The 22,296-nt window shown below is 70.6% G+C and carries 22 protein-coding genes; 7 read left to right on the forward strand and 15 right to left on the reverse strand.

Annotation, left to right across the window (positions count from 1 at the left end):
- The first annotated feature begins 9 nt into the window (after positions 1-9).
- Together ACYQ1K_RS05660 and ACYQ1K_RS05665 are read left to right on the forward strand one after the other, a co-directional pair.
- Entirely contained in the window at positions 10-681 is a 672-nt protein-coding gene (locus ACYQ1K_RS05660) for a pirin family protein (protein ID WP_459981834.1), read from the forward strand.
- 57 nt (positions 682-738) lie between these two features.
- Positions 739-1,740 carry a helix-turn-helix transcriptional regulator gene (locus tag ACYQ1K_RS05665; RefSeq protein WP_459981835.1) on the forward strand — a complete coding sequence of 334 codons (1,002 nt, stop codon included), beginning with the start codon at positions 739-741 and terminating at the stop codon, positions 1,738-1,740.
- 432 nt (positions 1,741-2,172) lie between these two features.
- Here the strand turns inward: ACYQ1K_RS05665 and ACYQ1K_RS05670 are convergent, their stop codons facing one another.
- The 6 genes from ACYQ1K_RS05670 to ACYQ1K_RS05695 all read right to left on the reverse strand — a co-directional run bounded on the left by ACYQ1K_RS05670 (position 2,173) and on the right by ACYQ1K_RS05695 (position 9,216).
- Positions 2,173-2,664 (reverse strand): hypothetical protein, encoded by a 492-nt coding sequence (locus ACYQ1K_RS05670; RefSeq protein WP_459981836.1) that lies wholly within the window; start codon positions 2,662-2,664, stop codon positions 2,173-2,175.
- Between the two features lie 2 nt (positions 2,665-2,666).
- Positions 2,667-3,296 (reverse strand): phospholipase A2, encoded by a 630-nt coding sequence (locus ACYQ1K_RS05675; protein ID WP_459981837.1) that lies wholly within the window; start codon positions 3,294-3,296, stop codon positions 2,667-2,669.
- Between the two features lie 175 nt (positions 3,297-3,471).
- Entirely contained in the window at positions 3,472-4,929 is a 1,458-nt protein-coding gene (locus ACYQ1K_RS05680) for an NAD-dependent succinate-semialdehyde dehydrogenase (RefSeq protein WP_459981838.1), read from the reverse strand.
- Positions 4,930-5,215: 286 nt separating this feature from the next.
- Positions 5,216-7,009: a DEAD/DEAH box helicase gene (locus tag ACYQ1K_RS05685; RefSeq protein ID WP_459981839.1), complete on the reverse strand. Its 1,794-nt coding sequence runs from the start codon at positions 7,007-7,009 to the stop codon at positions 5,216-5,218.
- A gap of 97 nt (positions 7,010-7,106) precedes the next feature.
- On the reverse strand, positions 7,107-8,942 hold the full coding sequence (glmS, locus tag ACYQ1K_RS05690) for a glutamine--fructose-6-phosphate transaminase (isomerizing) (protein ID WP_459981840.1): 1,836 nt from the start codon (positions 8,940-8,942) through the stop codon (positions 7,107-7,109).
- 13 nt (positions 8,943-8,955) lie between these two features.
- A complete protein-coding gene (locus tag ACYQ1K_RS05695) occupies positions 8,956-9,216 on the reverse strand; it encodes a hypothetical protein (protein ID WP_459981841.1) in 261 nt (86 codons plus the stop codon).
- Between the two features lie 608 nt (positions 9,217-9,824).
- On the opposite strand from ACYQ1K_RS05695, the gene ACYQ1K_RS05700 reads away from it, so the two are divergent.
- Both ACYQ1K_RS05700 and ACYQ1K_RS05705 read left to right on the forward strand, forming a co-directional pair.
- Positions 9,825-10,412 carry a YceI family protein gene (locus tag ACYQ1K_RS05700; RefSeq protein ID WP_459981842.1) on the forward strand — a complete coding sequence of 196 codons (588 nt, stop codon included), beginning with the start codon at positions 9,825-9,827 and terminating at the stop codon, positions 10,410-10,412.
- A gap of 108 nt (positions 10,413-10,520) precedes the next feature.
- Positions 10,521-11,438, forward strand: a complete 918-nt coding sequence (locus tag ACYQ1K_RS05705; RefSeq protein WP_459981843.1) for a GNAT family N-acetyltransferase — start codon at positions 10,521-10,523, stop codon at positions 11,436-11,438.
- Positions 11,439-11,529: 91 nt separating this feature from the next.
- Here the strand turns inward: ACYQ1K_RS05705 and mctP are convergent, their stop codons facing one another.
- The 8 genes from mctP to ACYQ1K_RS05745 form a co-directional block, all read right to left on the reverse strand.
- Entirely contained in the window at positions 11,530-13,158 is a 1,629-nt protein-coding gene (mctP, locus tag ACYQ1K_RS05710) for a monocarboxylate uptake permease MctP (protein ID WP_459981844.1), read from the reverse strand.
- A complete protein-coding gene (locus ACYQ1K_RS05715; RefSeq protein ID WP_459981845.1) occupies positions 13,155-13,421 on the reverse strand; it encodes a DUF3311 domain-containing protein in 267 nt (88 codons plus the stop codon). Before ACYQ1K_RS05715 ends, mctP begins: the two co-directional genes overlap by 4 nt.
- An 80-nt stretch (positions 13,422-13,501) precedes the next feature.
- Positions 13,502-13,885 (reverse strand): DUF1707 SHOCT-like domain-containing protein, encoded by a 384-nt coding sequence (locus tag ACYQ1K_RS05720; RefSeq protein WP_459981846.1) that lies wholly within the window; start codon positions 13,883-13,885, stop codon positions 13,502-13,504.
- Complete coding sequence (locus tag ACYQ1K_RS05725) at positions 13,882-14,577, reverse strand: PadR family transcriptional regulator (RefSeq protein ID WP_459981847.1); 696 nt, start codon at positions 14,575-14,577, stop codon at positions 13,882-13,884. Before ACYQ1K_RS05725 ends, ACYQ1K_RS05720 begins: the two co-directional genes overlap by 4 nt.
- 70 nt (positions 14,578-14,647) lie before the next feature.
- Entirely contained in the window at positions 14,648-16,585 is a 1,938-nt protein-coding gene (locus tag ACYQ1K_RS05730) for a M3 family metallopeptidase (protein WP_459981848.1), read from the reverse strand.
- Between the two features lie 54 nt (positions 16,586-16,639).
- On the reverse strand, positions 16,640-17,965 hold the full coding sequence (locus ACYQ1K_RS05735; RefSeq protein ID WP_459981849.1) for an RNA polymerase sigma factor: 1,326 nt from the start codon (positions 17,963-17,965) through the stop codon (positions 16,640-16,642).
- Positions 17,962-18,327: a YciI family protein gene (locus tag ACYQ1K_RS05740; RefSeq protein ID WP_459981850.1), complete on the reverse strand. Its 366-nt coding sequence runs from the start codon at positions 18,325-18,327 to the stop codon at positions 17,962-17,964. The genes ACYQ1K_RS05735 and ACYQ1K_RS05740 overlap by 4 nt, the downstream gene beginning before the upstream one ends.
- Before the next feature lies 1 nt (position 18,328).
- Positions 18,329-18,700, reverse strand: coding sequence for a YciI family protein (locus ACYQ1K_RS05745; protein ID WP_459981851.1), 372 nt, complete (start codon positions 18,698-18,700; stop codon positions 18,329-18,331).
- A 194-nt stretch (positions 18,701-18,894) separates the two neighbouring features.
- Here ACYQ1K_RS05745 and ACYQ1K_RS05750 point away from each other — a divergent pair, with 194 nt between their 5' ends.
- Positions 18,895-20,169, forward strand: a complete 1,275-nt coding sequence (locus ACYQ1K_RS05750; protein WP_459981852.1) for an MFS transporter — start codon at positions 18,895-18,897, stop codon at positions 20,167-20,169.
- Here the strand turns inward: ACYQ1K_RS05750 and ACYQ1K_RS05755 are convergent.
- Positions 20,166-20,666, reverse strand: coding sequence for a mycothiol transferase (locus ACYQ1K_RS05755; protein ID WP_459981853.1), 501 nt, complete (start codon positions 20,664-20,666; stop codon positions 20,166-20,168). The genes ACYQ1K_RS05750 and ACYQ1K_RS05755 overlap by 4 nt on opposite strands.
- A 30-nt stretch (positions 20,667-20,696) precedes the next feature.
- Between ACYQ1K_RS05755 and ACYQ1K_RS05760 the strand changes: the two genes are divergently transcribed.
- Entirely contained in the window at positions 20,697-21,686 is a 990-nt protein-coding gene (locus ACYQ1K_RS05760) for a TIGR03557 family F420-dependent LLM class oxidoreductase (protein ID WP_459981854.1), read from the forward strand.
- Positions 21,687-21,738: 52 nt separating this feature from the next.
- Positions 21,739-22,230 (forward strand): hypothetical protein, encoded by a 492-nt coding sequence (locus ACYQ1K_RS05765; protein WP_459981855.1) that lies wholly within the window; start codon positions 21,739-21,741, stop codon positions 22,228-22,230.
- The last annotated feature ends 66 nt before the right edge of the window (positions 22,231-22,296 follow it).

The raw sequence follows: 22,296 nt of genomic DNA on the forward strand, positions 1-22,296 counted from the left end.
ATTGTGCGCGTGAGCGCCCAGATCCGCAGAGGAACCACCCGTTTCACCGAGCGCGAGGCGGGCCGCGCGACGCGTCATGCGTTCTCGTTCGGTGCCGCCTACGATCCGGGCCATGTGGCCTTCGGGCCGATGATCTGCCATGACGAGCATCTGCTTGCTGACGGCCGCGGGTTCGAGCCCCATCGCCATGCCGATCTCGACATCGTCACCTGGGTGGTCTCCGGCGCGCTGACCCACACCGACTCGACCGGTGAGTCGCACGTGCTGAGGCCCGGCCAGCTCGGGCACCTGCATGCGGCGGCCGGCGTGGAGCACAGCGAGATCGCTGCGGCGCCGCAGACACGATTCGTGCAGGTGTGGTTGCGCTCGGACGGCAGTGGCGAGCCGGCGTACGCCGTGACCGACGTCCCTGCCGGTGACCTGGTGCCAGCCCTCACCGTGGATAGCTCGTCGCTGTGGGTGTCCCGGCTCGGCGCGGGCCAGTCGGTCACCCTCCCGGACGCCGAGCTGCTACACGTCTACGTCGCCTCGGGAGCGCTGCTGCGCAACTCGCTGGCGGAGCCCCTGAGTGCCGGCGACGCGCTGCTCGCCACCGGGGAGCCGGGGCCGCTGGAGGTCACGGCGGCCGTCGAGAGCGAACTGCTCATTTGGGTCTTATCGGCACAGGACCAGACCAGCTGAGCAAATTCCTGCGATTTCTCCCACGGGTGAACGGCGGGCCCCCTACTCTCGCCTCCCGTGGCCCCGACGCTCCCAACGCCGCGGCCGACCTCGTCCTTCTCGGGCCGGCTCGCTGAGAGCTGGGGGCTGGTTCGGACCGGCCTCATCCGACGCGCCGCGAGCGAGCTCGCCAGCGCCTCCCGACGTGATCTCACCCCCATCGAGCAGGTCGAGCACTCCTCGCTGCTCCTCACCTGCCGGTTGGCGGTGGGCGACCTGACGGCCGCCTCGACGGTGGGGGTGCAGCTCGAGCCGGCGCTCGCCGGGACCGGTGCCTCGGCCGTGCTGGCGCACCTGGGCCACGGTGAGCTGACGGCCGCGCTCGGCGACCACGAGCGAGCGGTGGCCGCCTTCCGGCGCGCCGGTGATCTGGCCATCGAGGATGACATGGCCGTCGCCCCCTGGCGAGCGGGTGCCGCCCTCGCGCTCGTGCACCTGCGCAGGCGGACCGAGGCGACCCGCCTCGCCCGGGAGCTGATGAGGCTGGCGAGCCGGACGACCGACGCGTGGCAGATGGCGACCGCTCTGAGGACGCTCGCCGTCGTCGACGCGTCGACCGACGCCCTGACCGTGCTCGACCAGGCCCGGAGACTGGCACGCACGGCCGGCGACATGCGGCTGGCCGCTCAGGTCGACGCCGACCTGGCCGGACTGCTCCTCCTCGCGCCGTCCGGCGACCGCGGGCAGGCGGTCGGCCTGCTCCGCGGCGCCGAGGAGTACGCCGGCGCCGAGGCCCTCTGGCCGCTGCACGCCCGCATCTCCCGCCTCCTCGAGCGGGCCGGCGAGCGAGCCCGCCCCGTGCACGGCGACGCCGCCGCCCTGCTCACCAACGCCGAGCATCGGGTCGCCCGCCTGGCCGCGCGAGGCCTGACGAACCGCGAGATCGCCGAGCAGCTCGCCGTCACCGTGAAGGGTGTCGAGTGGCACCTCTCGCGGGTCTACCGCAAGCTCGGCATCCGCTCGCGTGCCGGCCTCGTCGATCTCGTCGATGCCGGAGGGTCGTACTCGGCGACGGCGTGATCGCTGCTCGCGGCGGTCCTGCGGCGCGACCGGGGCCCCCCGGCCCTGCGGTGCGGCGGAACTGCTGCGACACGCCGATCGGCCAGGCGTGTCGCAGCACTTCGCCGCAACCAATGGCCGCCCGCGACCCACGGTGGCGGCAGGCCGCGACCCGACCCCTCGGCCCCGGCCATTCGCTGCAGCCGCCCGCCACGACACGCCGATCGGCCCGGCGTGTCGCAGCAATTCCGCCGCACCGCAGGGCCGCCCACCCGGGGGCGCCCGCTCCCGCGGCGGCGGCCCGCCGCGACGAGACCCCTCGGGACCCGGCCGTCCGCTGCGCCCGACCGGCGCAACACGCCGATCCGACCGGCGTGTCGCAGCATTTCGCCGCACCGAACGGCCGCCCACGCGGGGCGCCCGCCACGCGGCGCGCCCCGCTTGCGTGCCGTCTCAGCGGGCCATGTTGCCGCACTTGTCCACGGTCAGATCCGACTCAGGCACCGTGGTGTTCTCGTCGAAGCCGGTCACCTTGCCATGCTCAAGCTGAGCGATCTGGTTGAATCGGAACGTCGTCTGACTGCTCCCGCTCTCATCGCCCCAGGCATCCGCCACGATGAGCCCCGGCTTGACAGTGACCGGTGTCTTCACGCGCCAGTTGGCGTCGGGATGAAGTAGGTCGACCCGGTGCACCCCCACCCCGACGGGATCGTCGGCGACGTACTCCCCGATCGTCTTCGACTTCCCATCGCCGAGCATCTCGAGGACTTGCAGGTGGTCGAAGGAGCCTTTACACACCAACACCACCAGCGTCGGATGGTTGCCGGCCCCTCGGGCGATCCCCACCGCCCCCGCCGGCGTGTCGTCCTGGGCCAAGGCGCATCCGCTGAAAGCCAGCATGAGCGCGGTTGCCGAAAGGGCCGACAGGCGGATCGTCGTTGTCACCCTCAGTGTCCCGTCGCCCAGAGGTACGTGGTCCTCGCCGTGACGACTTGGTAGTACTTCTCGGCCACGCCTCGGCAGTTGCACCGGCGCCAGTCCCATCTGCCCCTCGTGTAGTCGCAGTTGGACCTCAGATCCTTGCGAAGCGCACTGTCACAGGTCCCACGGAACGTGCGCACGGCCCGACCCTCGTTGTGAGCGATGCACATGTCGTGCCGTGCGCAGGGTCCCTTGAAGCTGACGCCGAAGTAGGCGTCGGGAGAAGCGGTGCAGTAGTCATGCAGAGACTTCTGCGCATCCCTTGGGTTGTAGTGATAGTTGCTCGGAACAGACACATAGGTCGCGCCGTTCTTCGTCGACGGACTCGCCATGACCAGAGCCGCCCGCGCCGCTGGGGCGCCGGCGGGTCGGCTGGAGACAACCCGAGCTCCCGCCGACACCTCGATCGGCTCGGCCATGCTGACGGCCGGCTCGGCCGCTGCCCGCACGCTGGCCATATCGCGTCCAGCGACGTCCGTGGACGCCTCAACCGGCCCGGCCGCGGACAAGGCCGCGCCGACCAGCAACGCTCCCGATGCCGCCACCGCACGCCACCGCGCGATCGACGCATGGCCTCGGTAGAACCTGCGATCCATCTTCTCTCCCCCCGGAGTGCGCGGGCCGGATGGGCGCGCGCAGGCTTTCGATTCGGGGGAAGTACAACCCGATCAGGCGCCGTGCTCCAGAGGGAGTTTTTCGTCTGTGGAGAACCGAGAAAGTTCGCGATTTGCCGTAACGAAGGGGTCGCGGAAGACGTCTATTGAGTCATTCTCAGCCGGCCGGCAAGGCGACGTACGTCGTCTCCAGATACTCCTCGATGCCCTCGAAGCCGCCCTCGCGGCCGAAGCCGGAGGCCTTGACGCCGCCGAAGGGGGCCGCGGCGTTGGAGATGAGCCCGGTGTTGACGCCGATCATCCCGTAGTCGAGCGACTCTGCGATCCGGATCGTGCGCGCGAGGTCCCGGGTGTAGACGTAGGAGGCCAGGCCGTACTCTGTGGCGTTCGCCTGCCGGATCGCCTCCGACTCGTCGGTGAACGTGACGATCGGCGCGACCGGCCCGAAGATCTCCTGGGTGTTGATCTCCGACTCGGGGTGCACGTCGAGCAGGACCGTAGGGCTGTAGAAGAAGCCGGGCCCGTCGGGCGCGCCCCCGCCGGTCAGCACGCGAGCCCCGTCGTGCACCGCGTCGGTGACCAGCTGGTGCACCGCCTCGACGGCCTTCTCCTCGATGAGCGGGCCGACGTCGACGCCGGCGTCCTGGCCGCGACCGACGACGAGCTTGCCCATCCGCGTGGCCAGCTTCTCGGCGAACTCCTGAGCGACGTCGGCGTGCACCAGGAAGCGGTTGGCCGCCGTGCAGGCCTCCCCCATGTTGCGCATCTTCGCGATCATCGCGCCGTCGACGGCGGCATCGATGTCGGCGTCGTCGAAGACCAAGAACGGCGCATTGCCGCCGAGCTCCATGCTGACCCGTTGCAGCTGGTCCGCGGACTGCTTGACGAGGAGGCGGCCGACCGGGGTGGAGCCCGTGAACGAGACCTTCCGCAACCGGTCATCGGCCATGAGGGCCTTGGACATGTCTCCGGAGTGGTGCGTGGGCACCACGTTGAGCACGCCGTCCGGGAGCCCGGCCTCGGCGAGGATCGAGGCGAGCGCGAGCATCGTCAATGGCGTGAGCTCCGCCGGCTTGACCACCATGGTGCAGCCGGCCGCGACCGCAGGGCCGATCTTGCGGGTGCCCATCGCGAGCGGGAAGTTCCACGGCGTGATGAAGAAGCACGGCCCGACCGGCTTCTTCATCGTCAGCAGGCGCGAGGTGCCGGCGGGGTTCTGCATCCAGCGGCCGTGGATGCGGACGGCCTCCTCGGAGAACCACCGGAAGAACTCGTTGCCGTAGGTGACCTCGCCCTTGGCCTCCGCGACGGTCTTGCCCATCTCGAGGCTCATGAGCTCCGCGAGGTCGTCGGCGCGCTCGTTGATCAGCTCGAAGGCTCGGCGCAGGATCTCGCCACGGTCGCGAGGCGCCGTACGCGCCCAGTCGGCTTGGGCGGCGACCGCAGCATCCAGCGCGTCCATCGCGTCGTTCACGGTCGCCGAGGCGACGCGAGCGAGCACGGAGCCGTCGGCCGGGTCGTAGACGGCGAACGTCTCACCGCCCTCCGCCTCGCGCCAGCTGCCGCCGATGAACAAGCCCCGCTGCTCGGGGCCGAGAAGGTCGAGTCCGCTCATGGGCCCAGCGTGCCACTTTCAACGAACTTTTCGACACACCCACGACCGGCGTCCTATGCTGGCAAGGTCGACTTGGGGAGGGAGCACTCCGCATTCGACCGCGCCCCTCACTGACCCCATGCAGAGAGGGGCGCGTTTCATGTGCCGCGCCGTACTCCAACGGCGGCCGGCCGGCGAGCGGACGCAGATGTCCGCGGCTCGACCGGCCATCTGCGGCTGCTCACCGGCTCCCCGGGCCATCTGCGCCTGCTCACCGGCTCCACGGTGGGCATCTGCGTCTGTTCGGCTACTTGTGGCGGGGCTTGCGCTCCTTCTTCGGCGCACCGTCGCCGAAGCCGTCGTCGCGGCGGCCCCGAGGGGCGCCGGAGCGGAAGCCGGGAGCGCCCCGGTCCAGCTGCAGCTCGATCAGCTTGCCGCTGATCCGGGTGCTCTCCAGCGCGGCCCACGTCTCGGGAGCCAGGTCCGCGGGCAACTCGACAAGGGAGAAGTCGGGTCGGATCGAGATGTTGCCGAAGTCTGCACGCCGCAGGCCGCCCTCGTTGGCGATCGCCCCGACGATCTGGCGCGGCTCGACGCGGTGACGCTTGCCGACGCTGATGCGGTACGTCGCCAGCGGCTGGTCGCTGACCCGGGAGCGGCTCGACTCGCGGGGCCGCTCGCCGCGCTCGCCACGCTCGGGGCGGTCGCCACGCTCGGGCCGCTGGCGGCGGACCGGCTCCGGCTGCTCCTCGAGCAGCAGCGGCTCCTCGCCGTGGAGCTGCGCGGCCAACGCGGCGGCGACCTCCAGCTCGGGCACGTCGTACTCACTCACGTAGTGGGCGACGACGTCGCGGAAGAAGGAGATCCTGTCCTTGCCGGCCAGCGCAGCGGTGATGCCGTCGTCGAACCGGGACAGGCGGGTCGCGTTGACCTCGTCGACGGTCGGCAGCTGCATCTGGTCGGGCGAGGCCTTGGTGTGCTTCTCGATGGCCTTGAGCAGCCAGCGCTCGCGCGGGGTCACGAAGGAGATCGCGTCTCCCGTGCGCCCCGCGCGGCCCGTCCGGCCGATGCGGTGGACGTAGGACTCGACGTCGGTCGGCAGGTCGTAGTTGACGACGTGCGAGATGCGCTCGACGTCCAGCCCGCGCGCGGCCACGTCGGTCGCGACGAGGATGTCGAGGGAGCCGTCCTTGAGCTGGTTGACGGTCCGCTCGCGCTGGTTCTGGGCGATGTCGCCGTTGATGGCGGCAGCCGCGAAGCCGCGGGCCCGCAGCTTCTCCGCCAGCGAGTCGGTCTCGGACTTCGTGCGCGCGAAGACGATCATCGCCTCGAAGTTCTCCACCTCGAGGATCCGGGTCAGCGCGTCGAGCTTCTGGGGGTAGCTGACCATGAGGTAGCGCTGGGAGATGTTGGCGTTCGTGGCGGTCTTCGCCCGGACCTGGATCTCCTTCGGGTCCCGCAGATACTGACCCGTGAGCGCCTTGATCTGGCGCGGCATCGTCGCGGAGAAGAGCGCGACCTGCTTGTCCTCCGGCGTCGAGGCCAGGATCGTCTCGATGTCCTCGGCGAAGCCCATCGAGAGCATCTCATCGGCTTCGTCGAGCACCAGGAACCGCAGCTCGGACAGGTCGAGCGTGCCCTTGTCGAGGTGGTCCATGATGCGGCCGGGCGTGCCGACGACGATGTGGACGCCTCGCTTGAGCGCCGTGAGCTGGGGCCCGTACGCCGAGCCGCCGTAGATCGGGAGCACCCGGATGCCCGGCAGGTTCTGCGCGTAGCGCTCGAAGGCCTCGCAGACCTGGATCGCGAGCTCGCGGGTCGGCGCGAGCACGAGCGCCTGCGGACGCTTCGTCTCGTAGGGGTCCAGGTTGGAGAGGAGCGGCAGGGCGAAGGCGGCCGTCTTGCCGGTGCCGGTCTGGGCGAGGCCGACCACGTCGCGCCCCTCCAGCAGCACCGGGATGGTGGCGGCCTGGATCGCTGAGGGTGTCTCGTAGCCGAGGTCCCTGATCGCCTCCAGCACACCGGCGGACAGGCCCAGCTCGTCGAAGGTGGGGCCGACCGCTTCGGGGGCTGTGCTGTCTGGGCTGGGCTCGCTACTCACCCGACAACGGTAGTGGCTCGGCCCATATCATGGAGATTCGCCGTCGCGGTGCGCTGGGTCACGCGCCCCGGTCACTCCACCGGGCCACTCCACCGGGTCACTCCACCGTGACGGACTTGGCGAGGTTGCGCGGCTTGTCGACGTCGAGCCCGAGCGCCTGCGCGGCGTGGTAGGCCAGCAGCTGGAGCGGCACCGTGAGCAGGATCGGGTCGAGCTCGCGCTGCAGGGGCGGTACGTCGATCCGCCGTACGTCCAGGTCGCCGAGGTCGACCTGCTCGTGCGTGACCACGACCAGCGGACCACCCCGGGCCGCGATCTCGTGCAGAGCCGCGACGTTGCGGTCGGTCAGCTCGTCGTCGGGCACGATCGCGATCGACGGCACGTCCGGCGAGATCAGCGCGAGCGGCCCGTGCTTGAGCTCGGAGGTCTGGTAGGCCTCGGCGTGCCGGTAGGAGATCTCCTTGAGCTTCTGGGCACCCTCACGGGCGACGGGGTAGCCGCGGACCCGCCCGACGAAGAACATCGAGTCGTGCCGGGCCAGCTCCGAGGCGATCTCGGCGATGTCGTCCTCGAGCTTGAGCACCTCGTCGATCTTCGCGGGAAGGTCGGTCAGCGCCGCCACGAGGCGCTTGCCGTCGGCGATGGACAGGTCGCGCACACGGCCGAGCTGGAGGGCGAGGAGCGCGAAGGCGACGTACATGTTCGTGAGCGCCTTGGTGGAGGCCACCGCGATCTCAGGGCCGGCGTGGAGGTAGATCCCGCCGTCGCAGGCGCGGGCGATCGCACTGCCCACGACGTTGACGAGCCCGATGACACGCCCGCCCTTGCGCCTGATCTCCTCGACGGCGAGGAGCGTGTCGACGGTCTCGCCGGACTGCGAGACGGCGACGTAGAGGGTGTCCGGCTCGATGATCGGGTTGCGGTAGCGGAACTCCGAGGCCGCCTCGGCGTCCGCGGGCACCCGGGCCAGCTCCTCGATGAGCGCGGCGCCCATCTGGCCGACGTAGTAGGCCGAGCCACAGCCGAGCATCTTCACCCGGCGGATCGCGCGCAGCTCGCGGGCGTCGAGGTTGAGACCGCCGAGGTGCGCCGTCCCGAACCGGTCGTCCAGCCGACCCCGGAGCGCCCGCTCGACAGCAGCCGGCTGCTCGAGCATCTCCACATACATCCGGGGCACGGTGGACCCGTCGGTCGACGTGGAGAGCTCGTACGCCGACGGGTCGACGTCCAGCGTCGTCGCGGTCGTGGTCGAGGTGCTCAGATCCTGGTGGAACGTCGTGAACCCGCTCGCAGTGACGGTGGCGAGCTCGCCGTCCTCGAGGTGCGCGACGGTGGTGGTGTGGCGGACGATCGCGGCCAGGTCGGACGCGACGTACATCTCCTTCTCCCCCACGCCGATGAGCAGCGGGCTCCCGTTGCGGGCCACCACGATCCGGTCGGGGAAGTCGGCGTGGACGACGGCCAGCCCGTAGGTGCCCTCGACGAGCGCGAGCGCCTCGACGACCTTGCCCTCGAGCGTGTCGGCGTTGCTGCGCCCGACGAGGTGGGCGAAGACCTCGGTGTCGGTGTCGCTGGCCAGCTCGACGCCCTCGTCGGCCAGCTGCTGGCGCAGCACGGCGGCGTTGTCGACGATGCCGTTGTGGACCACGGCCACCGTGCCGGTCGCATCGGTGTGGGGGTGGGCGTTCACGTCGTTGGCGGGGCCATGGGTGGCCCAGCGGGTGTGGCCGACGCCGAGCCTGCCGGCGAACCGCTTCGGGAGACCCTCGCCGAGGTCGCGCACACGGCCGGCGCGCTTGGCGACGCGGACCCCGCTCGGGCCCACGACCGCCATGCCCGCAGAGTCGTACCCCCGGTGCTCGAGCCGCGCGAGGCCCTCCAGCAGCAGCGGGCCGGCTTGCTGCGACCCGACGTACCCCACGATCCCGCACATGCGTTGGCCCCTTCTATCCGTAGATCATCCGGCGCAGCTGACGTTCGGTGAGCCGAGGGGCGGCGACGACTCGGTGCGCCAGCTCCTCGGCTATCCGGGCGAAGATCTCGTCGTTCTTCGCGCCCTGCGTCTTCAGCTGTGCGTGCCTGCGCCTGACGAGCTCCTCGACCGACTCGGCGTGAAAGGCGATCACGTCGCCGATCACCCGGGCCGCCTCGTCAGGCGTCAGACCGGTGGAGGCCACCACGTGGTCGACCAGGGTCCGTTCAGGCACGAAGACCACCCTGACCGCACTAGACGGCGCTTGGCAAGTTCCTGCCCGAATTCGGGCAGGAACTTGCCAGGAATCGGTGAAACGGGACTGTCCTGGTTCGCGAGAGGGCTCGGGTGACGCCCAACGCGACCTTTCCGCGTCAGCCGCGGGAGGGCCGCAGACGCCGCCGTGGAGGAGCCCGCGCTGTCCGGAGGCGACCCAGCCCCGCCAGGGGAGCAAAGAGGACAAGAATTTGGAAATCTTGGCGCGCCGAGTGGAGGTGCGGTACCTTTGGTGAACACAAGGTGAACGGAAGGTGTCTGATGAAGGTCTCTCAGGTGTCTGAGCAGTTGGTGCTCCACTGGATCCCCGTCGTCGACCCCTCGGGCGAGTCTCATCTCGAGGCCGTCTGGACGACCACTACTGCCGCGGTTCCGACCGGCCACGCCGCCTGAGGAGGACTCTCCTCGACCGCGCTCGATTCGACCGCCCGGTGCCCCCTCACCAAGGGGCACCGGGCGGTCGTCGCGCGTTTGCCTGAAGTTCTCACGGAGACCGGGAATGAATCCGCGTCGAGATGAATTGATGTGGTTGAAGGTTCTACCACCTAGTCTCCAGGAGCATCATCCATGGGCATCTTCAAAAAGGGCGGCGACGATTTCGACGCCCCGACCACCGTCGTCGAGGACCTGACCGGCGACTGGACGCTCGACCCGTCGCACACCCGGATCGGGTTCAGCGCGCGCCACGCGATGGTCACGACGGTCCGCGGCCAGTTCACCAAGTTCGAGGGCAGCGCCCACATCGACGGCGCCAACCCAGCCGCCTCGACGGTCTCGGTCACCATCAAGGGCGACAGCATCGACACCGGCAACGCCGACCGCGACGCTCACCTGCGCTCGGGTGACTTCTTCGAGAACGAGACCTACCCCGACATCACCTTCGTCTCCACCTCGGTCGAGCGCGACGGCGACGACTGGGCCGTCACCGGCGACCTGACCATCAAGGGCGTCACGAAGCCCGTCACCGTGGTCTTCGAGCCCACCGGCTCGGCGAAGGACCCGTTCGGCAACACTCGCGCCGGCTTCGAGGGCACCGCCACGATCAACCGCAAGGACTGGGGCATCTCCTGGAACGCGGCGCTCGAGACCGGCGGCGTGCTCGTCTCCGACAAGGTCAAGCTCGAGTTCGACGTCTCGGCGATCAAGAACGCCTGAGCTCGGCACGCACCGGAAGCCGGGTCCTCCTCGAGGACCCGGCTTCCTGCATCTCGACAGGCCGTCGGCTCCAAGAGTTCTCCAAGTGCCGGCTGGTTCCCTCGAGGCATGGCTGACGCACTCACCCTTCCCCCGGGCTACACCGAGCGCCCCCTGACCCTCGACGACGCCGAGCACATCGCGGCGGTGATGGCGGCCGAGGAGCTCGCCGACACCGGCGAGGTCGCCATCGAGGCGGCCGACCTGGTCGCGGACTGGTCGGAGCCGTCCTACGACCTCGGCGCGCACAGCGTCGCAGTCGCCGGCCCCGACGGCCGGCTGGTCGCCTATGCGGAGGCGTACGGCGGCGATCGCGGCGACGCCTCTGTCCACCCCGACCATCACGGGCTCGGGATCGGCACGGCCCTGGCCCAGTGGGTCCGGGCGCGGGCCGGCGAGCTCGGCTCGGACCGGATCGGCATGCCGAAGCCCGTCGGCTCGCCGGGCGACAAGCTGCTCGAGACCCTCGGCTGGGAGGTCCGTTGGACGTCCTGGGTGCTCGACCTTCCCGCCGGTCGCGCGATCCCGGAGCGCCCGCTGCCCGCCGGCTACGCGATCCGTGAGGCGACCGGTGCCGACTACGAGCAGGCGTGGGACGTCGTCGAGACGGCCTTCCTCGAATGGTCGGTACGGCCGCGTCAGCCCTTCGACACGTGGCTCCACCACGTCGTCGGGCGACCCGGCTTCGAGCCCTGGAACCTCCGGGTCGCCACCGACGGGTCCGGCACGGTCGTCGGCGCCGTCATCATCGTGCTGGCGAACGACGGCCAGGAGGGCTTCGTCGACAAGGTCGCCGTCCGGCGCGACCGACGCGGTCTCGGCCTCGGTCAGGCGCTGCTCGCCGACTCGTTCGCGACGGCGCGTGCGCGGGGCGCCGTACGGTCCCGCCTGTCCACCGACTCGCGCACCGGCGCGCTCTCCCTCTACGAGAAGGTCGGCATGCAGGTCGTGCAGGAGTGGGTGAACCGGGCGGTGTCGACGCGGTAGGCGAGCAGACGCAGATGTTTCACGGCAGGGGCCGCGAGCGGGCGCAGATGACCGGTCGAGGGTGAACATCTGCGTCCGCTCGCCGGAGACCTCAGTGCGCGGGCGTCTGGGGGGTCAGCTCGGCCTCGACGCCGGTGTCGCCGGCATCGACGCTGTAGTCGTTCAGCCGGGTGACGTCCACGCCGTCGGGCACCTTCAGTGCGCGGAGGACCACCGTGCCGACGACCGCGACGATGATATTGAGCCCGAACGCGAGCAGAGCGATGTAGACCTTCGTCTGCGTGCCGGGGAAGGCGGTCAGCGGGCCACCGAAGTGCGCCTGCGTCGGCGACGCGACCTCGTAGGCGAGCCATGTGCCCCAGGTCATCGCGACGGCCCACGCCAGCAACAGGGCCCAGCGGTGGAACCAGCGGGTGTAGAGCCCGGCCACGATGGCCGGGAAGGTCTGCAGGATCCAGACGCCGCCCAGGAGCTGGAGGTTGATGGCGAAGTCCTTCGACAGGGCCAGCACGAAGATCAGCGCGCCGAACTTCACGACGAGGGAGACCAGCTTGGACTGCCGGGCCTCCTCCGCCGGCGTCGCATCGGGCTTGATGAACGCCTTGTAGATGTTGCGCGTCCACAGGTTCGCCGCGGCGATGGACATGATCGCGGCGGGGACGAGCGCGCCGATCACGATGGCGGCGTAGGCGACCCCGGCGAACCACGGCGGGAACTCCTGCTCGAAGAGCTGCGGCACCGACTGCTGCGGGTTCGTCACCTTCACGCCCGCGGCGATGGCGACGAAGCCGAGGAGCGCGAGCAGGCCGAGCAGGAAGGAGTACGCCGGGAGCAGCGACGCGTTGCGCCGGATGACGTTGCGGCTCCTGGTCGAGAGCACGCCGGTGATCGAGTGTGGATACATGAAGAGCGCCAACGCACTGCCGAGCGCCAGCGAGGCGTAGGCCCAGTGCGCCGCCGGCGGTGGGATGATGCCGCGCCCCTGCGCCTTCCCCGCGGCGATCGCGTCGGCGTTGGTCTTGTTGAAGTCGGCGAAGCTGCTCTGGGCGGAGCTGAAGACGTGGCCCCAACCGCCGAGGTGGTGCGGGATGTAGATGACCGCGACGATGATCACGACGTAGATCAGCGTGTCCTTGACGAACGCGATCAGCGCGGGGGCCCGCAGTCCGCTGGAGTAGGTGTAGGCCGCCAGGATGACGAACGCGATGAAGAGCGGCAGGTCCTTGACGAACCAGTTGTCGCTCGAGCTCTGCAGGCCCATCACCTGCAGCACGACCTGCATGCCGACGAGCTGGAGGGCGATGTAGGGCATCGTCGCGACGATGCCGGTGACGGCGACGGCGAGGCCGAGTCCCTTGGACCCGTAGCGCCCCTCGACGAAGTCGGCCGGCGTGATGAAACCGTGCCGGTGGCTCACCGACCATAGCCGCGGCAGGAAGGCGAAGATGATCGGGTAGACGACGATCGTGTAGGGCACCGCGAAGAATCCCACCACGCTGCCGGCGTACAAGGTCGCCGGGACGGCGATGAAGGTGTAGGCGGTGTAGATGTCGCCGCCGATGAGGAACCAGGCGATGAACGTGCCGAAGCCGCGTCCGCCCAGGCCCCACTCGTCGAGGTTGTCGAGGGCCGCGGCCCGGCGCCAGCGCGCAGCGGCGAAGCCCAGCACGGTGACGACGAGGAACAGGAAGATGAAGACGGAGAAGGCGACGGCGTTCATCGTCGCTCACCGCGCTCGTCGAGCTCCGGAAGCCCCTTCGCGAGCCGGTCGCGACGGACGGCCTCCTTGGCGACGTAGTAGGCGGTCACGGTGAACGCGGCCGCACAGGGGATCAGCAGGAACTGGAACCAGTAGTAGAAGGGGAAGCCCCACAGGGTGGGCTTGACCTTGCTGTAGACGCTCACGAGGAGCGGCACGACGATCGGGGGCACCAACAGCACCCCGACGATGACCCACAACGGACGCGACGAGCTAGACGGCATGGGCGTTCACCTTCCCGAGATAGAAGTACCCCCCGGTCGGCGACCTTAGTCACCGCCGAGGGGTACGTCGGGGAAGGTGGCTACCAGCGCGTCGAGGTGGGAGCCCGCGGTCCGCCGCAGAGGTGCGAACGATGACGACCGAGCTTGAAGAGCAGCACGGCGCCCAGCACGAGCAGGATGATCGGCAGGTGCGTGAGGACCAGGATGGCGGCCAGGACGACGAGGACGGCGGCCACCGGGAAGGGGAGTCCGCCCCGCCGGCGCTGGCGCACGGGGGCCTGCGGCGCCAGTCGGGGCAGGTCGTGGAACAGGATGTCGAGGTCCGCCCGCGTGCGGGCCGTCCAGATCGCGTCCAGCCGCTCGGCGTACTCACTGTGGTCGAGTCGGCCCGCCGCGTAGTGGTCGCCGAGCACCGCCGCCGCGCGCTCCCGCTCGGCGTCGCCGACCCGGGTGTCGCCGTTCATGACTCCTCGTCCTCCTCTGCGTCGGCGGAGGGGTGGCGCTCCGGGCCGTCGGCGAGGATGCCGTAGAGCCTGCGCCGCGTCTCGACGAGGACGTCGAGGGCTGCCGTGCGCTGCGACTCGGAGCCCTGGGTGGCCAGCTGCCAGACCGCGCCGGCGACCTGCCCGATCTCGGACTTGAGCGTGCGGCCGAACTCACCACCACGGGTCGCGTCCGCGTGCGCGTCGAACGGGCGCCACACGGAGGCGAGCTCGTCGGCGTGCTCCGCGACCCAGGCGTCGCCCTGGTCGGTCAGCCGGATCGCACGGCGGCCGCCGGCCTCGTCCGTCTCGATGAGCCCCTCGTCCTCGAGCTGCTGGATCGTCGGGTAGACCGAGCCGGGGCTCGGCCGCCACTCGCCCTTGCTGCGGTCGGCGATCTGCTGGATGACCTGGTAGCCGTTGACGTGCTCACCCGATGCCTTCGCCTCGGCGAGCACGCTCAGGATCGCCGAGCGTACGTCGCCACGGCGCACGCGCGGTCCCCGCCGCTGCTCGGGCTGGGTGAACCCGAAGAGCGCGCCCGCCCACGGGGGCGGGCCGCCCCGGTGACTACGGCCGCCGCCCCAGGGCTGGTCGATCCAGTCGCTCCACGGTCCTCGGGCGCCGGGGTGGTGACGCCAGGCGCGTCGCAGCTGCTCCTCGAAGTCGTTCATCATGGCCTCCCTGCAGGATCGGCGAATGTCGCCGTACGTTCGCGATATATCGCGAGCGTACGCTCGTCGATCAGAAGAGCCAAGCCCCTTTTCGACCGGCGCGCGAGGCGGCGTAGGCGTCGAAGCTCGACGGGCGCCCGAGGAAGTCGGCCACCAGGTCGGCCGCATCCTTCGAGCCGCCCGGGGCGAGGACCCGGTCGCGGTAGCGGCCGGCCACCTCGGGCGCGAACAGGTCGGCGCGGTCGAAGGCGCTGAAGAGGTCCTTCGCGATCACGAGCGACCACATGTAGGTGTAGTAGGCCGACGAGTAGCCGCCGAGGTGCCCGAAGCTCGCGAACATGTGGGTCCCCTCGATCCACGACGTCGGGGCGTAGCGGTCCTGAAGCTCGACCATCGCCTTCGTCAGGTCCGCAGGCAGGTCGGCGTGGAAGCGGTAGGACATCGCCGCGTAGAACATCTGCTGACGCGCCTGGACGCCCTTGCCGAAGTCGTCCGCCGCGCGCATCCGCTCGACCAGCTCGGCCGGGATCGGCGTGCCCGAGGCGTCGCTGGCGAAGCTGCGCAGGACCGACGCGTCCCACGCCCACTCCTCGAGCATCTGCGACGGCGCCTCGACGAAGTCCCACTCCGTCGCGACACCGGCGAACCGCGCCCACTGGCCGTGTCCCCCGAGGACGTGGTGCAACAGGTGCCCGAACTCGTGGAAGAGCGTGACGACGTGGTCGTGCTCCATCAGGCCGCGGGAGAAGTTGCAGACCAGGACGCCCTCGGGCAGCTGGCGCCCCGCCACGCCGTCGGTGAGCGTGAACTGCGCCGCGTGCTTGTACTTGCCCTCGCGCGGGTGCAGGTCGAGATGGATGCGGCCGAGATGCACGTCCTCGCCCGTCGACGAGACCCGGAAGACGTCGTACGACGCCACGTCCTCGTGCCAGGTCGTCACCTCGACCGGCTCGTAGCGCAGCCCGAAGAGCCGGCCGGTCACGTCGAGGAGACCGGTCCGCACCTTGGCGAAGTCGAAGTAGGTGCGCACCACGTGCGAGTCGACCTCGAGCTGCTCCTTGCGGACGAGCTCCTCGTAGTAGGGGAGGTCGGCCGAGGTGATGACGGTGGCGTCCGGCACGTCCTGGCGGTAGCGCTCGAGGACGACGTCGAGGTCGCGGCGCATCGGCTCGGCCGCGGCCTGCGAGATCTTCTCGATGAAGTCCGCGATCGCGGGGCCGGAGCCGATCATCTTGACCTCGGCGTCGTACGACGGCCAGTCGGCGTAGCCCACCAGGCCGGCCAGCTCGTTGCGGAGCGCGAACATCTCGCGCAGCACGGCGTCGTTGTGCGGCCAGCCGCGCTCGAGGAAGGCGATGGTGACGTCACGTCGCACACTCGGGTCGTGCACGAACATCCTGGCCGGGACGGAGTCGGGGTAGTCGGTCGTCACGCCGACGAGCCCGTCCTCGCCGACCGGGTGGGCCTCCAGCCAGTCCTCGGGCATGCCTGCCAGCCGCTCCGGCTCGACACGCACCTCCCGCACGTCGTCGCGGATCACGCGCGAGAACTCCTGGCCGAGCTCGGTGAGCCGCTCGTTGATCTCCTTGAGCCGCGCACGCACCTTCTCGTCCCGGTCGACGCCCGCGCGCCGGAAGTCCCGCAGGATCCGGTCGAGCAGACGGGCCGCGAGGGGGTCCTCCGGCGTGGCGAGCCCGGCGAAGACCTCGTAGAGGGCGCGGTCCTGGTTGAGCTCGGTGACGAGCCGGTCGACCTCGACCTCGGCGGCCTCCGACGCCGTGCGGACCTCCTCGAGCGGGTGCACGTTGGCCAGGAGCGAGGCGGCGGCCGCCACGTTCCCGAGCTCCAGCGTCAGCTCGTCCCAGATCAGCAGGACCGGCACGGTCTCCGTGGGCGGATCGGTCTTGAGCCCCTCGGCCGCAGAGCGCGCACGGGCCAGACCGGCCTGGGCGCGTTCCTGGATCCAGGCGAGCGTGTCGGACGGGGCGGGGAGATCCAGAGGCGTCACCTCCCGAAGACTAGGAGGTCCCACCGACGAGCGGGGGCGCAGTGGCGGAGTGGATCAGACCAGCTGCTCCCGACGCCGTGCCAAATACGCGCGCTCGGCGGCGTTGCCGGTCGCCTCGATGGCGGCGCCGTACTCCTCGCGCGCCTCGGCGCTCCGACCGACCCGACGCAGCAGCTCGGCCCGCGTGGCGTGCCAGGCGTGGTACGCCGACAGCGGCAGCCGGTCCACGATCGCGAGCGCCACGTCGGCACCGTCGACCTCCGCCACGGCGACCGCCCGGTTCAGGGCGACCACGGGCCCGGAGTCGAACCGCTGGAGCTGGTCGTAGAGCGCGAGCACCTGGGACCAGTCAGTGTCGGAGGCCCGTGCGGCATCGGTGTGCACCGCGTTGATGGCCGCCAGGATCTGGTAGCGCCCGGGCCGGTTGGTCCGCAGACACTCGCGGACCAGGGCGTGCCCCTCCTCGATGAGCGCGCGGTCCCAGCCGGATCTGTCCTGCTCCGCGAGCGGCACCAGCTCGCCGCCGGCGAACCGGGCCGCACGCCGCGCATCGGTGAGGAGCATCAGCGCCAGCAGGCCTGTCACCTCCGGCTCCTGCGGGAGAAGCGACCGCAGGACCCGCCCGAGCCGGATCGCCTCGTCGGAGAGGTCGACCCTGGTCGGGCTGTCGCCCTCGCCGGCGAGGTAGCCCTCGTTGAAGACGAGGTAGACCACCGCGAGCACGGCGTCCAGCCGAGCCGGAAGGTCCTCGACCTCGGGCACCTTGAACGGGATCCGCGCCGCCTTGATCTTGGCCTTGGCCCGCGTGATCCGCTGGCCCATGGTCGGCTCGGCGACGAAGAACGCCCGGGCGATCTCACCGACGGTGAGACCGCCGAGAAGCCGCAGCGTGAGTGCGACCCGCGCCTCTGGCGCAAGTGCCGGGTGGCAGCAGGTGAACACCAGCCGGAGCCGGTCGTCGACCACCGGGCCGGTCGGCTCGCGAGGGGTGCCGTCGCCCCATCGGTCGGGTTCGGTCATGAGGGCCGCCTGGTGCTTCGCGTCGCGCTGTGACTCCCGCCGGAGCCGGTCGAGGGCCTTGTTGGCGGCCGTGGTCGTGAGCCAGCCGCCGGGGTTGGGCGGCATCCCGTCAGCCGTCCACTTCTCGACGGCGACCACGAGGGCCTCGCTGGCCGCCTCCTCGGCGAGGTCGAGATCGCCGAAGCGGCGGGCCAGCGAGGCGACGACGCGCCCGTACTCGTCGCGGAAGACGCGCTCGAACGCGGCGCCGAGACCGGCGCCGGCCCCCGTGCCGGCCCCGATGTCGGCAGGGGCGTCGGCCGGGGCGTCGGTCCGAGGGTCCGACACTGCACCGGACTGAGCGTCGGGCGCGGTGGTCATCCCTCGAAGGGCCGGACTTCGACCTTGCCGCGGCAGGCCTTCGAGGCCCCGGCGGCGATGGCGAGCGCGGTCTCGTCGTCGGGCGCCTCGATGATCCAGAAGCCGCCGATGTGCTCCTTGGACTCCAGGTAGGGGCCGTCGGTGATGACCCGGGAGTCGCCTTGGCCGTCGACGACCACGGCGGTCGAGGGCGCCTTGAGGCCGCCGGCGAAGACCCAGTAGCCGTCCTCCTGGAGCTTGTCGTTGAACCGGCCGGTCTCCTCCATGGCCTCGCGCATCACCTCCGGCGAGCCGTAGCCGCCGCCGGTCTCCATGTCGTGGTCGGCCTCGGTGCCGTGCACCGACAGCAGATACTGCGCCATGTCAGACACCCGCCTCGGTCGTCGCCGGCTCGTCCATGAACGGCCGCACCTCCTGGGGGCACCGGCACGCGGCGGAGAGCCTCCCCGCCCACGCCAACGCGGCGTCGAGGTCGGCCACGTCGATGATCGAGAAGCCGCCCATGGCCTCCTTCGTCTCGGCGTACGGGCCGTCGGTCACCACCGGCGTGCCGCTCGTCGCGTCGACGACGGTCGTCGCGTCGGAGCCGTGCAGGCCACCTCCGAACACGAAGATCCCGGCGGAGCGGGCGTCCTCGACGACCGCGTCGACGTCGGTCATGATCTGCTGGAGGTCCTCGGGTGACATGGACTCGTAGTCGGGCTCACCGACCACGGCGATCAGGTACTGCGGCATGTGACGTTCTCCTCTTCTCACGCGGCCAGCTCTCGTAGGGCCGCTCTCATGGTGTCCACGAACGAGCCGGCACCGATCCGACAGCCTTCGATGAGAACTTTTCACGCGGCACTCCGATTCGGGAAGCAAATGCCGCCCCGGTTAGGTTGTGGTGCGCGGGAGCAGAGAGGCGCACAGTGGGGCTGAAGGATCTGATGGCGGACACACGTCCGCTCGAGAACGCTCACTTCCGACGCCTCTGGCTCGCCAACATCGTCACCGTCATCGGGGCGCAGCTGACGGTGGTGGCGGTGCCGGCTCAGATCTACGCCGACACCGGCTCGACGGCGTACGTCGGGCTGACCGGTCTCTTCGGCCTGGTCCCGCTGGTCGTCTTCGGGCTGTACGGCGGCGCGCTCGCCGATGCCTTCGACCGGCGCACGATCCTCCAGGTCACGACGACCGGGCTGATCCTCACCAGTGGCCTCTTCTGGCTGCAGGCGCTGCTCGGCAACACGGACGTGTGGGTGCTGCTCGCGCTCTTCTCCGTGCAGCAGGCGTTCTTCGCGGTCAACCAGCCGACCCGCAGCGCGGTGCTCCCGAAGCTGATGTCGACCGACCTGCTGCCGGCGGCGAACTCGCTCAACATGACGATCATGCAGGCGGGCGCGATCGCCGGACCGCTGGTGGCCGGCCTGCTCATCCCGATCACGGGCTACACCTGGCTCTACCTGCTCGACACGCTCTCGCTGCTCGCCACGCTGTGGGCCGTCGTCCGGCTGCCGCGCCTGAGCGTCGAGGGCGCCGCGGGCGCGCCGGGCTTCGCCGCGGTGGTGGACGGGTTCGCCTACCTGCGGCACCAGCCGGTGCTGCTCATGTCGTTCGTCGTCGACATCATCGCCATGGTGTTCGGCATGCCGAGGGCGCTCTTCCCCGAGATCGCTCACGTGAACTTCGGCGGCCCGAAGGGCGGTGGCCTGGTCTTCGCGCTGCTCTTCGCCGCGATCCCGGTCGGTGCCGTCCTCGGGGGCGTGCTCAGCGGTTGGGTCTCCCGCGTCGAGCGGCAGGGGCTCGCGGTGGTCGTCTGCATCCTGGTCTGGGGCTTGGCCATCACTGGGTTCGGCGTCGCCGTCGGGATCGGCGGAGCGGTCTCGGGCGCCGCGAGCGCGACGATGCTGGTCCTCGCGCTCGTCCTGCTCGCCGTCGGCGGCGCCGCCGACATGGCCTCGGCCGCCTTCCGGACCTCCATGCTGCAGAGTGCCGCCGACGACTCGGTCCGCGGACGTCTGCAGGGTGTCTTCACCGTCGTCGTGGCGGGCGGTCCCCGGGTCGCCGACACGCTGCACGGCGGAGTCGCGGCGGTGGCCGGCGCGGCCGCGACCGCCGCGGGTGGCGGAGTCCTGGTGGTGGTCGGAGTCGTCGTCGCCGCCATCGCCGTGCCGTCGTTCGTGCGCTACCGGGTCACCCGACCGGCGCCGGCTGCGGTCTAGAAGAGCAGCCCGCGGACGTACGCCGCCTGGCCGACGTGCTGGAGGTCGTCGTCCACGATGCTCACCAGCCGGACCCCGAGCGTGACCGGCGGGTCCCAGCGCTCGTCGACGACCCGGTCGAGGTCCTCCTCGGTCAGGGTGTCGAGGTAGGCGATCGTCGCCGTGTGGGTCGTGCGCAGGTAGTCGACCAGGAGGTCCGCGCTCGCCCGCACGCGCGCCACCTCGTCGCTGGTCATGCCGTAGCCGTGCGCCTGCGGGTCGAGCGGCAGCGCGAAGCGGTCCACGAAGCCCTGGGACGTCCACACCTGCTCGGTCCCGGCCACGTCGGCGATCTGGGCGTCCTGGCCGCGGGCGATGTGCCAGACCAGCCAGGCGATGGTGTTCGCGTCGGGGCCGGGACGCTGCGCGAGCTGGTCCTCGGTGAGGCCGTCAACCACGCGCTCAGTGGCCTCGAGGACGCGGCCGAAGGCGTCCTTCAACACATCAGTGGGGGTCATGGGTCGAAACTAACCCGGTTACCGAGCCCCATGACCAGGTTCGGCTACACCCTGATGACCGAGCAGAGCGGACCGCGGGAGCTGGTGGCCTACGCCGTCGCCGCCGAGCGGGCCGGATTCGACTTCGAGGTCTCCAGCGACCACTACTCGCCGTGGCTCACCGAGCAGGGCCACGCGCCGTACGCCTGGGCGGTGCTCGGCGCGGTTGCCCAGGCGACCGAGCGGGTCGGGCTGATGACCTACGTGACCTGTCCGACGATGCGCTACCACCCGGCGGTGGTCGCCCAGAAGGCGGCCACGCTCGGCCTGCTCAGCGAGGGGCGGTTCACGTTGGGGCTGGGCAGCGGCGAGAACCTCAACGAGCACACCGTCGGGGCGGGCTGGGCCGCCCTCGAGACGCGGCACGAGATGCTGGCCGAGGCCATCGAGATCATCCGGGAGCTGCACGCGGGCGACCTGGTGACCTTCCGCGGGGAGCACTTCGACGTCGACTCCTCCCGGGTCTGGGACCTCCCGGAGGAGCCGGTGCGACTGGCCGTGGCGGTGGCCGGGGGCCGCGCGGTGGAGCGCTTCGCCCCGCTCGCCGACGACCTCATCGCGGTGGAGCCGAAGGCGGAGGTGATCACCGCCTGGAACGGCACCGCCGGCGCACGCACGATCGGCGACGAGGCCCGTGCGATCGGACAAACCCCCTTCTGCTGGGACCCCGACGAGAAGGTGGCCGTCGAGCGCGCGCACGAGCAGTTCCGGTGGTTCGGCGGTGGGTGGAACGTCAACTCCGACCTGCCCACGACCGCTGGCTTCTCCGCGGCCTCGCAGTTCGTGCGGCCCGAGGACGTCGCGGAGTCGATCCCCTGCGGTCCTGACCTCGACAAGATCGTGGAGGCGGTCTCGGCGTACTGGGAGGCCGGCTTCACCGACGTCGCCCTCGTGCAGGTCGGCGACGAGGGCCAGCAGCGGTTCCTCGACGAGGCCGCCACCCCCCTGCTGGAGCGCCTGCGCGCCGCCGCGCCGTCTTGATTCCTGGGAGAGGTGTGTGACCTAGCGCACACGTCGGCGCTACGGTGACCCCATGCCACTGCAGCAGGAGCTCGAGAAGAAGCTGCGCCGGGGGCTCACCCCCGAGCGGCGGGCCGCCCTGTGGGTCCTCGCGATCGTGCTCGCCGCAGTCGTGGCGGAGTTCCTCTGGGTCGGCATCACCCGACTCCTCGAGGGGCCGAGCGCGGGATGCGACCGCTCCGTCGGCAGCTGGCCTTCCGGACCGCTGACCTTCCTGACCGGCGGCGTGCTCGGCCTGGCGCTGCTGTCGATCCCCATCGGGCATCGGCTGCACCGCAAGGGCGCGCTCATCATCAGCAGCGGCGCAGTCTTCGTCGTCTCACTCGGATCGGTGCTCTTCATCCTCGGCTGGTGGCTTGCCGGTCACTCGCCCTCGTCGGCGTGCGGCAGCGTCGCCGGCTACTTCGGCCCGCTGCTGCCGCTGCTGCTCGTGGCGCACATCTCCGGGTTCCTCTTCCGCGACACGGTCAAGGGCGGGACGCCGCAGCCGCTCGCCGAGGACTGACGTCAGACGCGGTGGTCGTCCAGGCCACCGCAGCGCATGACGTCCGCGGATGTCACATCGACGTTG

The organism is Nocardioides sp. AN3 (genome assembly GCF_054653495.1).

Coding starts and splice junctions, on each gene's coding strand:
- ACYQ1K_RS05675 (WP_459981837.1), bottom strand. CDS start 3,296: ATGGATCGCAGGTTCTACCGAGGCCATGCGTCGATCGCGCGGTGGCGT.
- ACYQ1K_RS05680 (WP_459981838.1), bottom strand. CDS start 4,929: ATGAGCGGACTCGACCTTCTCGGCCCCGAGCAGCGGGGCTTGTTCATC.
- glmS (WP_459981840.1), bottom strand. CDS start 8,942: ATGTGCGGGATCGTGGGGTACGTCGGGTCGCAGCAAGCCGGCCCGCTG.
- ACYQ1K_RS05700 (WP_459981842.1), top strand. CDS start 9,825: ATGGGCATCTTCAAAAAGGGCGGCGACGATTTCGACGCCCCGACCACC.
- ACYQ1K_RS05705 (WP_459981843.1), top strand. CDS start 10,521: ATGGCTGACGCACTCACCCTTCCCCCGGGCTACACCGAGCGCCCCCTG.
- mctP (WP_459981844.1), bottom strand. CDS start 13,158: ATGAACGCCGTCGCCTTCTCCGTCTTCATCTTCCTGTTCCTCGTCGTC.
- ACYQ1K_RS05715 (WP_459981845.1), bottom strand. CDS start 13,421: ATGCCGTCTAGCTCGTCGCGTCCGTTGTGGGTCATCGTCGGGGTGCTG.
- ACYQ1K_RS05720 (WP_459981846.1), bottom strand. CDS start 13,885: ATGAACGGCGACACCCGGGTCGGCGACGCCGAGCGGGAGCGCGCGGCG.
- ACYQ1K_RS05725 (WP_459981847.1), bottom strand. CDS start 14,577: ATGAACGACTTCGAGGAGCAGCTGCGACGCGCCTGGCGTCACCACCCC.
- ACYQ1K_RS05735 (WP_459981849.1), bottom strand. CDS start 17,965: ATGACCACCGCGCCCGACGCTCAGTCCGGTGCAGTGTCGGACCCTCGG.
- ACYQ1K_RS05740 (WP_459981850.1), bottom strand. CDS start 18,327: ATGGCGCAGTATCTGCTGTCGGTGCACGGCACCGAGGCCGACCACGAC.
- ACYQ1K_RS05745 (WP_459981851.1), bottom strand. CDS start 18,700: ATGCCGCAGTACCTGATCGCCGTGGTCGGTGAGCCCGACTACGAGTCC.
- ACYQ1K_RS05750 (WP_459981852.1), top strand. CDS start 18,895: ATGGCGGACACACGTCCGCTCGAGAACGCTCACTTCCGACGCCTCTGG.
- ACYQ1K_RS05755 (WP_459981853.1), bottom strand. CDS start 20,666: ATGACCCCCACTGATGTGTTGAAGGACGCCTTCGGCCGCGTCCTCGAG.
- ACYQ1K_RS05760 (WP_459981854.1), top strand. CDS start 20,697: ATGACCAGGTTCGGCTACACCCTGATGACCGAGCAGAGCGGACCGCGG.
- ACYQ1K_RS05765 (WP_459981855.1), top strand. CDS start 21,739: ATGCCACTGCAGCAGGAGCTCGAGAAGAAGCTGCGCCGGGGGCTCACC.